Source organism: Luteimonas sp. TWI662, from assembly GCF_039673825.1.
Classification (GTDB): domain Bacteria; phylum Pseudomonadota; class Gammaproteobacteria; order Xanthomonadales; family Xanthomonadaceae; genus Luteimonas.
On sequence record NZ_JBDJMI010000005.1, the window covers coordinates 14,844 to 27,773 of the forward strand.

Genomic DNA, 12,930 nt, shown 5'->3' on the forward strand with positions numbered 1-12,930 from the left:
GTACGTCGATGTCGCAGCTGTGGGCGGCGCTGTGCCTGGTAGCGGTGATCGAGGGCCTGATCCTCTTCGTCGCTCCAGGGCTGTGGAAGCGCACCGCCGCCCAGATGCTGGCGATGTCGGCAGGATCGCTGCGGCGCGTGGGCGGGGTGATCCTGCTGCTGGGCGTGACCGCCCTGGTGTTGGTGCGCGGCGCAGGCTGAAAGGCGCCCGTGCGCGGGGGCTGAACCTCTGGCCCCACTGGGGTGGCCCCGCGCGAAGAAAACCCGGAGAATGCACAAAAGCCGGCTGGCCGCCCCTGTAAGGGCGCGCTTGCCGGCTTTTTCCGTGTCCGGGTCCGGCGCGGCGGACGTGCCCCGATGGCACGGTCCGCAGCAGCGCGTCGTCCCAGGTGCGGACCCACTCTGCGGCCCCGATGGCCGCACGCAACAGGAGTCATCAAGATGGGTCAGTCAGTCGTAGTGCTCGGCGCGCAATGGGGCGACGAAGGCAAGGGCAAGATCGTCGATCTGCTCACGCAGGATATCGGCGCCGTGGTGCGCTTCCAGGGCGGCCACAACGCCGGCCATACGCTGGTCATCGGCGGCAAGAAGACCGTCCTCCACCTCATTCCCTCGGGCATCCTGCGCGACGATGCGCTGTGCCTGATCGGCAACGGCGTGGTGCTCAGCCCCGCGGCGTTGATCAAGGAGATCGGCGAGCTCGAGGCTGCCGGTATCGAGGTGCGTTCGCGGCTGAAGATCAGCCCGGCCACGCCGCTGATCATGCCCTACCACATTGCTCTCGATCAGGCCCGCGAGAAGGCCGCCGGCGGCAAGGCCATCGGTACTACCGGCCGCGGCATCGGCCCGGCGTACGAGGACAAGGTCGCCCGTCGGGGTATCCGCGTCGCCGACCTGCACTATCCCAAGCAGCTCGAGGACCAGCTGCGCACCGCGCTCGACTACCACAACTTCGTGCTGACCCAGTACCTGGGCGTGGAGGCGGTGGACTTCCAGAAGACCTACGACGAGGCGCTGGCCTTCGGCGAGTACGTCGAGCCGATGAAGTCCGACGTCGCCGGCATCCTGCACGACCTGCGCAAGCAGGGCAGCAAGGTGCTGTTCGAGGGTGCGCAGGGGGCGCTGCTGGACATCGACCACGGCACCTATCCCTACGTCACCAGTTCCAACACCACCGTCGGCGGCGCGCTGGCCGGCGCCGGCGTGGGCGCGGATGCGATCGACTACGTGCTGGGCATCGCCAAGGCCTATGCCACGCGCGTGGGCGGCGGCCCGTTCCCGACCGAGCTCGACGACGAGATCGGGCAGGGCATCCGCGACCGCGGCCAGGAGTACGGCGCCTCGACCGGTCGCCCGCGTCGCTGCGGCTGGATGGACATCGTCGCGCTCAAGCGCGCGGTCGCCATCAACGGCATCTCCGGGCTGTGCATCACCAAGCTCGACGTGCTCGACGGCATGGAGAAGCTCAAGGTCTGCATCGCCTACGAGTACCGCGGCAAGCGCACCGAGTACGCGCCGCTCGATGCCGCCGGCTGGGACGAGTGCACGCCGGTGTACCTCGAGTTCCCGGGCTGGGAAGAAACCACGCACGGCATCACCGAATGGGACGATCTGCCGCCCGCAGCCCGCGCCTACCTGCGCGCGCTCGAGGAACTGGCCGGCTGCCCGATCAGCATCGTGAGCACCGGCCCCGACCGCGCGCACACGATGGTGCTGCAGGACCCGTTCGCCTGATCGCGGACGCGGCCTGAACGACACGGCCCGGCACGTCCGGGCCGTGTCGTATCCGGGCGCCGGCATTGCCGGCCGCGGCGGCCCGGCGGGCAGGCCACGTGCGTGCACGCCGGGCTTGCGCGCAGCGACGCCGGACGCAACGATGCGTCCATCACGCCGCCTCCGGCGTGCGATCGCCCGTTGCCGCCACCGAGACCCCGATGCGCCTGTTCCCCGCCGTCCTCGCCGTCGCCGCCGCCCTGTGTGCAGGCTGCCAGGCCGACGCGAAGGATCCGCCGCTGCCGTCGTTCGGCATCGACCTGTCGCATCCCGACAATCCCTATCTGGTCACGCCGGTCGAAGGCCATGTCGTGCTGCTCGACGGTCGCCAGGTCGCGCTGCCCTACGGCAGCAGTTCGGGCACTTGGGGCCAGTCGGGCAAAGGCGCCGGCGAGGATCGCGGCATTCCGGTGGGCGCGCAGATCGTCTACTACGCCCGGTACGACGACACCTTCTACCGGCTGGATGCGGCCTTCCCGCGCGCGCTGATGGAGACGCTGGCCTACCGGGCCTATCCCAACAGCGAGTCCGACTCCAGCGAGCAGCCGCTCCAGCCCTATATCGACGTGCGCCAGGTGCCGGACTACGCGCGGCAGTTCAATCGCTTCGGCACGAGCTACTACCCGATGCGCGGGCTGGTGTTCGGCTTCGCGCCCGAAGGCCTGGTCGCGGTCTGGGTGCGCTACGGCGCTCAGCAGGTCCAGATCGGCACGTTCCGGGCCCAGCCGATCGAGGACGATGCGCGCTATGCGGACGCGCTGTTTTCGACCATCTCGGTGACGCGCGCGCAGATGCGGGCCCAGGTAATGCCCGACGCCTCGGCCCGTCCTTGGCTGGACTACCAGCAGCGCTACGACCGGGCCCCGGTGTTCGAGCCGCCCAGTTCCGATGCCGAGCTCTACCAGGTCGTCACCGAGTACTTCAACGGCGAGCGCGAGATCATGCTGCGTCCCTGGGTGGGTCAGGGGATCGCCCAGTCGCGCGCGGTGCCCCGGGAGATGACCCTGTACTGGCGCTCGCCCAGCGGCACGACGCTCGAGACCGCGGCCCGGTTCGACTGGGCCGTGTTGAACCGGCTGTTCGCCAGCCAGTCCGGCGCCCGTGCGCTGCGCTTCGTCGACGATGGCCACGGCGGCCTGGACGTCATGCTGGGCGATGTCGCCGTGCCGACGCTGCACCTGGATTCGGCGCGCAGCGGGTTCACGTTCAAGCCCTGAGCGGGGCCTGCCCGGCGCCGGGCCGAGACCGCCGCTGACAGCGGTCGGCGGGGCGCCGAGAAGGCAGCGATTGTCGGCGGCATCGCGGCTTGCCATGATGCGGGCGAGGGTTCATCGGTTTGCCGGATGCAGGCCACGCATTTCACTTTTGCAGGGCTGGTTCGTCCAGGCATCCATGGAGTCCGTCCGTCATCCCATCGAGCCCTTGCCCGAGGCCGGCGCGCCCGCTGCGCCGCCGTCGGGCCGGCCTGCTCCCGGCGCCCCCGGCACACTCGATGCGGCCGAGTTGGTCCGCAACCTCAACACGACCCTCGTGCGCTCGCTGCAGCACCGGCTGGGGTCCTACGAGGACGCGCGCGAGGTCGCCCAGGAGGCCTATGCCCGGCTGCTGCACTTGGGCAATGCCCAGGTCGTCAGCTTCCAGCGCGCGCTGCTGTTCAAGATCGCCCAGAACCTGGCCACCGACCTGCTGCGGCGACGCGCCTACACCGAGCTTCCCGAGCCGGACGGTCTGGAGCTGTGGCCCGACCCGGGCACCGATCCCGAGCGCTCCGCGCGCGCCCGGCGGGTGGTGGAGCGGCTGCCGGCCGTGCTCGCCGAGCTGCCGGAGAAGTGCGCCGAGGCGTTCCGCCTGGTGCGAATGGAGCAATGCAGTTTCAAGGAAGCGGGGGAACGTCTGAACCTCACCGACCGGATGGTGCGAATCCATGTCGCGCGCGCGTTGGCGCTGTGCCAGCAGCGTTTCGACGAACTCAGGGACGATGCGGAAGGCGACGACCATGCATGACCCCACTGCCGCGCGCCGCGCCCAGGCGCTCGAAGAGGCCGCGACCTGGCTCATCCGGCTGGGCGAGCACGACCTGAGCGACGCCGACGTCGACGCCTGGAATGCCTGGATGGAGGCCTCGCCGCTACATGCGCAGGCGTTCGCCGACATCGATCTGCTCTGGGAGGCGGCCGCCGACGTCGACCCCGGCCGCGTCCAGGCCGCGCGCGAGACGCAAGCGACGCGCGCAGTCCCGGCAGGCGGGGATGGGGCGCGCGCCGCGACGATTCCGGCCGTCACTGAGGCCACGTTCCGGCCGCGTCCGTCGGTGCGCACGACGCGTGCGGGCCGCCGCGGTCGCCGTGCCGGCGCCTGGGCGGCGCTTGCCGCGGGCGTCGCCGCGGTCGCAGTGACGGTGGGCCTGTGGCGAGCCGATGTGCCGGACGCCGGGCCCGAGATGCACCTGGTCGCTGCCGTCGGCATGCCGCGACAGGCGACGCTCGCCGACGGCTCGCGCATCGATCTCGATGCCGGCAGCGAGGTCGTCGTGCAGTACAGCAGCCAGCGGCGACAGGTGGAACTGGTCCGCGGGCAGGCCTATTTCTCGGTTGCGAAGGATCCTGCGCGGCCGTTCGAGGTTCGCGCCGGTGGCGCGATGGCGCAGGCGCTGGGCACCCGTTTCGTGGTCGCGCGCCGCACCGAGGGCGAGCGCGTCTCGGTCACCGAGGGCCGCGTGCAGGTGACCGACCTGCGGGTCGACGGCGGTTCGGCGCACCAGGTGGTGCAACTGGCGGCGAACCAGAGCACCACCCTGGTCGAGGACGGGCCGCTGCTCGCGCCCGTGGCGCACGAGCCCGCGTCGACGCTGTCCTGGCTCGACGGCAAGGTGACCTATCGGCGCGAGTCGCTGCGCAACGTGGTCGCCGATCTCAATCGTTACTCGTCCCGCCCGATCGTGCTGCAGGACGAGGCCATGGCGCGGTTGCAGGTCACCGGCCGCTGGCAGACGGGCGACCTGGACGCCTGGCTCGACAGCGTCGCCCGTGCGCTGTCGCTGCGCGTCGTACGCGATGGCAAGCGGATCGTGCTGACCCGGTCCGGCCCCGACCCGCGCACGTCCGATCACAGTGGGCCGGATGCGGCGGCCGCGCGGGCGCTGCAATGACCGGGAGACGCCGAAGAACTTGAGCGCACACCGTCGCCGGGCGGCATCCTGCGTTCCCCGCGCTCTGCGGTCGGGGGCGGGCGCGCGATGGCTGCTGTCGGCGGTGGCGGCGTTTTCGCTGTGGACCGCCCCCCTGCACGCCGCCGAGCCAGCGGCCACGCGGACCGTCTTCGATCTGCCGCCGCAGGCGCTCGAGGATGCGTTGATCCAGTTCTCCGAGCAGTCGGGGCGGCAGTTCGTGGCGATCGGCGATCTGCGCGCCGCGCCCAGGACACCCCGGGTGCACGGCGCGATGGACGATCGCGATGCCTTGCGGCGATTGCTCGCCGGCAGCGGCTTCGATTTTCGCGTCAGCGAGGACGGCGTCGTCGCCATCGCGCCGGCGGCGGCGCCACCGCGCGTCCCGGGGCCGCCGAGGCAGCCGGCACCGGCGTCGACGCGTACGCCGGTCGATATGGGCAAAGTGCAGGTGACCGCACGGCGCCGGAGCGAGCGCAGCCTGGATGTGCCATTGGCGGTGACCGCGCTGCGCGGCGCGCAGCTCGAGGCTGCCGGTGTCATGAATGTCGCCCAGGCGATCGATTCGGTGGCCGGCGCCTCGACGGTCGATGTCGGCGGCGGCTTCACCCAGGTGCAGATCCGCGGGGTGTCGAGTTCGCTGGGCGGCAACGACAACGGGTACTACATCGACGAAATCCCGTTCACCGGCGTCACCGTGCCCTGGCATCCCGACGCGCGCGCATTCGACCTGGACCGCGTCGAGGTCCTGCGCGGCCCGCAGGGCACGCTGTTTGGCGAAGGCTCGATGGGCGGAACGGTGCGCATCCTGACTCATGCGCCGGCCTTCGATGGCGTCGCGCTGCGCGCCACCGCGGGCCTGTCGACCGTGCGCGGCGGCGGCAACGGCCGCAGTGCCAAGCTGATGGCCAATCTGCCGCTGGTGGCCGAACGCCTGGCGCTGCGTGCGGTCGCCACCGACGAATCGCTGCCCGGCTGGGTCGATGACGCCCGCGACGGTCGACGCGACATCAATACCCAGCACGTGCGCACCGGCCGCCTGCGCCTGTCCGCGCTGCCCACCGACCGCTGGCGGCTCGACGCCGCGCACTGGACTTACGACTCCGACGCGCCGGGCGGCGGTTATGCAGCCGATGACGCGATGCGGACGTCGTACTTCTACGGTCGCGATGTGCGTTGGACCACGTCCAACCTGGTCAGCACCTTCGAGGCCGACGCCTCGACGCTGGTCTACACGCATGCCCAGGCCGACCTCGCACAGCAGCAGGCTGGCGAGATCCTGCCCGGCGTCGCCTACGCCAGCGCGATCGACATCGCATTGCGGACCGACGAGTTGCGCTGGAGCTCGACCGGTCGCGGCGCGCTGTCGTGGACGCTCGGTGCCTACCGGCGGCATGCGGCCCGCGCCGATGTCGCCGCGATCGGGGCCGTTGCGCCCAGCCGCGCACGGCAGACCAACGACGGCGCGGCGTACTTCGGCGACGCGACGCTGCAGCTGCCGATGCCGGACTGGAGTGTCAACCTGGGGTTGCGCTACTTCGAGGATCGTGTGCGCGGCGCGTCGCTGACCACAGATGCCCAGACGCTGCTCGACGAGACCTTCCACAGCTGGAATCCCCGCTTGGGGGTGTCGTGGAAGCCGACCGCGGACGCCACTGTCTACGCGAGCGTTGCCAAGGGCTTCCGCTCCGGCCAGTTGCAGCCGGTGACCTCGGTGCTGCTGGCGCAGGCGGCCGGCATCGCACTGCCGACCAAGATCGACGCCGACCGCATCCTGACCAGCGAAGTCGGGGCGAAGCTGCTGCTGCACGATCGCCGGGTGCTGCTCGAGACCGCGGTGTTCGACAGCCGCTGGCGCGACGTGCCCATTCGCGTGCCGGTGACTGACGTGTTCAACGGCCTGGCCAATTCGGAAGGGGCGCACATCCGCGGGGCCGAACTCGGGCTGACCGTGCAGTCGCGCGCCGACACCGACTTCCAGCTCGAGGCCGCATGGATCGATGCCGCCTACATCGCACGCGTCGAGGGCACGACCATCGTGCCGGGCACGCCGGTCTACAACATTCCGCGGCTGACCGCGGGGGCATCGGCCGAGCATCGCTACGATGTGCGCAACGGCCTGCAACTCGTCACGCGTGCCGGGCTGCGCTATCACAGTGCGCGCCGGGTCTCGTTGACCCAGGGCACGCCGGGCGACGCCATCGTGTGGGCGAATGCCCGGGTGGGATTGGAGTCGGACGCGGGCTGGAGCCTGGCGCTGTACTGCGACAACCTGACCAACGAATCGGGCGCCGACGATGCCCGCAACATCCGCGGCATGGCGACGCGCCTGCGGCCGCTGACGGTGGGCGTGGAGTTCGAGACACGCTACTGATCCATGCGCATGACACGCGCATTTCACTTTTTCTTCATCCAATCGTCACGGCTTTCGGAAGGCCACGCACACCGCGGGTCTTCGACGCGCACATCGCGCCCCACCGATCGCCAGGAGAGAGCCGTGACCCGTATCGCCCGAGCTTCGCATCGTCCATCCGCCCCCGTTCGCCAGGTGCTGTGCGTGGGTATCGCCACGGCCCTGCTGTTCGCGGCGAATGCGCATGCGAACGACGCCATCGCCACCGACGCCCAGGCCGACGGCGCGGCCCAGGCCACCTCGCACGACGCCACGGTCAAGGAGCTGGGCAGCGTCACTGTGACCGCGCGCAAGCGCAGCGAGCGCCAGATCGACGTGCCGATCGCGATGTCGGCCATTACCGGCGAGCAGATCGACGCCTTCGGCATCAACAACGTCTCGGAGATCATCACGATGACGCCCGGTGCCGCCTCGGTCGACAACGGCGGCGGCTTCACCCAGGTGCAGATCCGCGGCGTGTCCAGCTCGCTGGGCGGCAACGACAACGGCTACTACCTCGACGAGATCCCGTTCACCGGCGTCAGCGTGCCGTGGTATCCCGAAGCGCGCTCGTGGGACATCGACCGTGTCGAGATCCTCAAGGGGCCGCAGGGCACGCTGTTTGGCGAAGGCTCGATGGGCGGTACGGTGCGCATCCTCACCCGCAAGCCCGACTTCAACACCTTCGGCGGCGCCTTCGAGGGGTCGGCCTCGACGACCAAGGGCGGCAGCAACGGCTGGGGCGGCAAGGGCGTGGTGAACATTCCGCTGATCGAGGATCGTCTGGCCGCGCGCGTGGCGATCACCGACGAAAAGCTCTCGGGCTGGACCGACGACAATGTCACCGGCAACAAGGACATCAACGAACAGCGCGTGAAGACTGGACGGGTGAAGGTGCGCTTTGCGCCTGTCGACCAGTGGACCATGGACCTGGCGTACTGGAAGTACGAATCCAAGGCGCCCGGTGGCGGCAATGGCGCACTCGACGACCTGACGACCAACTCGTTCTACAGCAATGACGACAAGTGGCACACCGCCAGCTTCGTCAGCACCTATGACTTCGGCGGCTCGGAACTGTTCTACTCGTTCGCCGATGCCGAGCTCGATTACGCCAACGACGGCAAGCTCAACCCGACGACGACCTACGTCAGCAACATCAACCTGCAGGTGCGCACTCAGGAATTGCGCTGGTCGTCCACCGGCGACCGCCAGGTCGACTGGACCATGGGCTACTACCTGCGCAAGGCGCAGCGCAATGACGGCTCGCAGGTCGGCGGCGCGCCGCCGAGCCGGTCCAGCCAGACCAATGACGCCTACGCGGTGTTCGGCGAGGTCACGGTGAAGTTGCCCGATCCACGCTGGGCACTGACCGGCGGTCTGCGCTACTTCAGCGACGACGTCGACGCGATCTCGGTCTCCACCACGCGCACCTCGACGCTCAATGCGAACTTCGACAGCTGGAACCCGCGCGTGTCGGTGTCCTTCAAGCCTGAGCGCGACACCACGCTGTACGCCAGTGCGGCGCGCGGCTTCCGCTCCGGCCAGTTGCAGCCGATCTCCTCGATCCTGCTGGCCGAGCAGAACGGCATCGTGTTGCCGTCGACCATCGATCCCGACTCGATCACCACCTACGAGCTCGGTGCCAAGTCGCTGTTCCTCGACGGCAGCCTGCTGGTGGAAGGCGCGCTGTTCTACAGCGACTGGAAGGACGTGGCGGTGCGCGTGCCGATCACCTCGACCATCAACGGCCTGACCAACTCCAAGGGCACCGAGAACAAGGGCGTCGAATTCAACCTGGTCTACACGCCGACCGCATCGCTGATGCTGCAGCTCGGTGGCGCGGTCATCGACGCCACCTACGTTGCCGACGTGCCCGGCACCCCGCTCAACAAGGGCACTGACGTCTACAACGTGCCGCGCAATAGCCTGTCGGCCTCGGCCGCCTACAGCTGGGACATCCGCAGCGACCTGCGCGGCGTGGTGCGTTCCGGTCTGGTCCACGACTCGGCGCGCAAGACCGCGTTGACCGCGGGTTCGCCAGGCGATGCGATCACGATGCTCGATGCGCGCATCGGCGTCGAGGCCGATGCTGGCTGGTCGGCCTTCCTCTACGGCGAAAACCTCACCAATGAGGACGGTGCGCTCAATGCCCGCACGACCCTGGGCGTGGCCAACCGCTTGCGGCCGCGGACCTTCGGCGTGCTGGTGCGCTACAGCTTCTGACCCGCCCCGGCCGGCGCCCGGTGACGGGCGCCGGTCTTTCGACAGGACCGACCTCATGCCTTTCTCGCAACGGATTCACCCCGGTGCCCGGCTGCTGGCACTCTCGGCGCTCGCGGCCCTCGCACCGGCGATGGCGCAGACCGCCGATCCGCAATGGCTGGAACCGCCGCACGACGCCCGCGCGTTGGAGTGGGCGCGCGCCAAGACCGCGGCCTCGGAAGCCGCGATCCGCGCGATGCCCGCCTATGCCCAGGTCAAGGCCGAACTGGCCGGTGCGCTCGCCACCGGCGCCGCTGAACCGGACATCACCTTGATGGGCCCGCGGGCGCTGCGCTTCTTCCGCGACGCCGCGCATCCCTATGGCCTGCTGCAGCGCGCCGACCGCGACGCAGACGGCCTACCTGGGCCGTGGCGCACCGTGCTCGATGTCGGGCAACTGCGTCAGGCCGAAGGCACGCCGTTCGAGCTGCAGGCCTACGACCTGTCCAGCGCCTGCCTCGCGCCGACGTTCGCGCGCTGCCTGCTGCGATTGTCGCCGGCGGGCGGCGACGAGGTCGAGATCCGCGAGTTCGATCTGGACGCCGCGCGCTTCGTCGACGACGGCTTCCGCACACCGAAGGCCCGCGCCTTCGCCGAATGGATGGGCCCCGACCAGGTGCTCGTCGAACACACTGCCGATGGCGCGCCGACAACGATGGCCGGCTGGCCGGCGTCGGTACGTCTGTGGCAGCGCGGCGAACCATTGGCGCGCGCGCGTGAGGTTTACGCCGCCCAGCCGACCGATGCGATCGTGCAGTTGTTCGCGGTCGGCGAAGGGGCGCAGCGCCGCGGCGTGATCGTGCGCGCGATCGATTACTCGACGTTCGAAGTCTTCGGCGTCGGCCAGGATGGCGCCGTCGAACAAGCGCCGCTGCCGCGCGCGCTCAAGCCGATGGCCGTGCAGGCGCTGGTCGGCGGGCAGGTGGTCGTGCAACTCGGCGTCGATGCCACGGTCGAAGGCACGGCGTACCCGGCCGAGACGCTGCTGGCTTGGAACACCGATCCGGCGACGGCCGGTGCGCGCGTCACTCGGATCTATACCCCCGCCGACGGCGATTACCTGGGCGGCCGCAGCGACATCGCCAGCGCCCAGGGCAAGCTGGCGTTCGTGGTCAACCAACTGCTGGTGCCGCGCGTGCTGCTGGCGACGCCGGGCGAGGCGGGCTGGCGCGTGGACGAAGCGATCGCCGGCGCACCGGGCGATACGCTGTCGGTGCGTGGCGGCGGCAGTTCGGCCGACGACCTGATCGTGACTCGCGAAGGGTTCGTCGCACCGCGCCGGCAGTCGCTGTACCGGCCCGGACAACCGCTGCGGCTGCTGGCCGAGGACCGCAGCCTGTTCGACGGCGCGGGCTACATCACCGAGATCCGCACCGCGACCTCGCGTGACGGCACCACGGTCGACTACTGGCTGCTGCGACCCAAGACACTGGCACCCGGCCCGCAGCCGTTGTTCATGACCGGCTACGGCGCGTTCGGCATCTCCTACCGCCCCGGTTACTTCGATCACACGGTCGGCGGCCCGGCCTTCAAGCTGTGGCTCGACCGCGGCGGCTCGCTGGCGATTCCGGCGGTGCGCGGCGGCGGCGAGCGTGGCGAGGCCTGGCACCAGGCGGCGATCCGCACCCAGCGCCAGCGCTCCTACGACGACTTCATCGCCGTGGCCGAGCAACTGGTGTCGAGCGGCTACACGGTGCCGGCGAAGATCGGCGTGTTCGGCATGTCCAACGGCGGCCTGCTGTCGGCGACGCTGGGCACCCAGCGTCCCGAGCTGTTCGGTGCGGTGGTCAGCGATGTGCCGCTGACCGACCTGATCCGGATGCGGCACATGGGCATGGGCGCGGCCTGGATCAACGAGTACGGCGATCCCGACAAGCCCGACGAGGCGGCGGCGATGCTCGCGTACTCGCCGATGCAGAACGTGCGTGCGGGCGTGACCTATCCGCCGTTCCTGGTGACGATCTCGACCGAGGACAACCGCGTCGGACCGGGCCATGCCCGCAAGCTGGCGGCGCGGCTCGACGACGTCGGCGCACCGGTGTACTTCCTCGAGAACGAGGAGGGCGGGCACGGCGTCAGCGACGCATTCCGCAACCCCGAACTCATGGCCTTGCGCATGACCTTCCTGATCGACACCTTGCTGCCTGCGACGAACGCCACGCCCTGACGGCGTTGGTATGACTGCCCCAAGACCACGCCGGGCTCGACCTGGCGTGGTTTTTTGCACGTGGCGCTGGCAAGGGCGCCGGCCTGCGTACCCTCCAGCGCGTGACGCCTGGCCCCACCCAATCCTCCCCCGCGAGCGGGGGAGGGCGACAGGGACGCGTCCGGCGTTTCGGTCGCTGATGTGACCCGGACTCGTGTGCGGTCGCTGATGTGAACAGGGTTCGTGTGCGTGGGAGCGCTTCAGTCTGGCGTAGAGCAGGCGCGCGATCGCGCTGCTCGCATCACGTGGCATGACGGGACTCGGGGGCACGATCGCGCCCGCGACCCACCGCAAGACCCGACGGCTCGAGGGAGCGCCCGTGTACCTGCAGACTGTGTTCGGCGATGCGCGCCATCCCAATCCCTGTCGTGGCTGTGGCGCCGACGATCCGCTCGGCTTCGATGTCCGCATGGCCTTCCAGCCGATCGTCGATGCGCGCGACCGCTCGATCTTCGGCTATGAAGCGCTGGTGCGGTCGATGGATGGCGGTGGCGCTGCGGCGCTCATCGCCCAGGTGCGCCCCGAGCAGCTTTATCGCTTCGACCAGACCTGCCGGGTCAAGGCGATCGAGACCGCCGCGCGTCTGGCCTGCGCGAGCGCCTGTCGATCAACTTCTTTCCCAACGCCGTCTACGAGCCGGCGACCTGCATCCGTCTGACGCTCGCCGCCGCGCAGACCTTCGGCTTCCCGACCGACAAGCTGATCTTCGAGACTGCGGAATCGGAACAGGTGCACGACCACGGCCACCTGACCCGGATCTTCCGCGACTACCACAGCCGCGGCTTTCTGACCGCGATCGACGATTTCGGCGCCGGCTACGCCGGCCAGAGCCTGTTGGCGGACTTCCAGCCCGACCTGCTCAAGCTGGATATGGCGCTGGTGCGCAATGTCGACGCCGACCCCAACCGCGCCGCGATCATCGGCGGTGTGGTGCGAATCGCCCAATCGCTGGGCTGCACGGTGCTCGCCGAAGGCGTCGAACGCGACGCCGAGTACCACGCGCTGCGGGCGCTGGGCGTGCCGCTGTTCCAGGGCTATCTGTTCGGCAAGCCCACGCTGGAAGCCCTGGCGCCGGTCCCGGACGCCCTCTGGGCCCATCTCGAGGCCTGAGGCGCCGGTGGCGGCCGCCTGG

Annotated in this window: 8 protein-coding genes and 1 pseudogene; all 9 read left to right on the top strand. The window is 69.8% G+C overall.

Annotation, left to right across the window (positions count from 1 at the left end):
• Positions 1–8 precede the first annotated feature (8 nt).
• Complete coding sequence (locus tag ABE488_RS05455; RefSeq protein ID WP_346447413.1) at positions 9–200, top strand: DUF2065 family protein; 192 nt, start codon at positions 9–11, stop codon at positions 198–200.
• A 240-nt stretch (positions 201–440) separates the two neighbouring features.
• Positions 441–1,733, top strand: a complete 1,293-nt coding sequence (locus ABE488_RS05460; RefSeq protein ID WP_346442161.1) for an adenylosuccinate synthase — start codon at positions 441–443, stop codon at positions 1,731–1,733.
• 200 nt (positions 1,734–1,933) lie between these two features.
• Positions 1,934–2,989, top strand: coding sequence for a DUF2931 family protein (locus ABE488_RS05465; protein WP_346447414.1), 1,056 nt, complete (start codon positions 1,934–1,936; stop codon positions 2,987–2,989).
• Positions 2,990–3,164: 175 nt separating this feature from the next.
• On the top strand, positions 3,165–3,776 hold the full coding sequence (locus ABE488_RS05470) for an RNA polymerase sigma factor (protein WP_346442159.1): 612 nt from the start codon (positions 3,165–3,167) through the stop codon (positions 3,774–3,776).
• Positions 3,769–4,920 carry a FecR domain-containing protein gene (locus ABE488_RS05475; protein ID WP_346442158.1) on the top strand — a complete coding sequence of 384 codons (1,152 nt, stop codon included), beginning with the start codon at positions 3,769–3,771 and terminating at the stop codon, positions 4,918–4,920. The genes ABE488_RS05470 and ABE488_RS05475 overlap by 8 nt, the downstream gene beginning before the upstream one ends.
• A 103-nt stretch (positions 4,921–5,023) precedes the next feature.
• Positions 5,024–7,312 (top strand): TonB-dependent receptor, encoded by a 2,289-nt coding sequence (locus ABE488_RS05480; protein WP_346447415.1) that lies wholly within the window; start codon positions 5,024–5,026, stop codon positions 7,310–7,312.
• Positions 7,313–7,435: 123 nt separating this feature from the next.
• Entirely contained in the window at positions 7,436–9,553 is a 2,118-nt protein-coding gene (locus ABE488_RS05485; protein ID WP_346442156.1) for a TonB-dependent receptor, read from the top strand.
• Positions 9,554–9,608: 55 nt separating this feature from the next.
• A complete protein-coding gene (locus ABE488_RS05490; protein WP_346447416.1) occupies positions 9,609–11,759 on the top strand; it encodes a prolyl oligopeptidase family serine peptidase in 2,151 nt (716 codons plus the stop codon).
• 448 nt (positions 11,760–12,207) lie between these two features.
• Positions 12,208–12,908 (top strand): annotated as a pseudogene (locus ABE488_RS05495) (EAL domain-containing protein).
• Positions 12,909–12,930: the final 22 nt, after the last annotated feature.

Coding starts and splice junctions, on each gene's coding strand:
- ABE488_RS05455 (WP_346447413.1), top strand. CDS start 9: ATGTCGCAGCTGTGGGCGGCGCTGTGCCTGGTAGCGGTGATCGAGGGC.
- ABE488_RS05460 (WP_346442161.1), top strand. CDS start 441: ATGGGTCAGTCAGTCGTAGTGCTCGGCGCGCAATGGGGCGACGAAGGC.
- ABE488_RS05490 (WP_346447416.1), top strand. CDS start 9,609: ATGCCTTTCTCGCAACGGATTCACCCCGGTGCCCGGCTGCTGGCACTC.
- ABE488_RS05465 (WP_346447414.1), top strand. CDS start 1,934: ATGCGCCTGTTCCCCGCCGTCCTCGCCGTCGCCGCCGCCCTGTGTGCA.
- ABE488_RS05475 (WP_346442158.1), top strand. CDS start 3,769: ATGCATGACCCCACTGCCGCGCGCCGCGCCCAGGCGCTCGAAGAGGCC.
- ABE488_RS05470 (WP_346442159.1), top strand. CDS start 3,165: ATGGAGTCCGTCCGTCATCCCATCGAGCCCTTGCCCGAGGCCGGCGCG.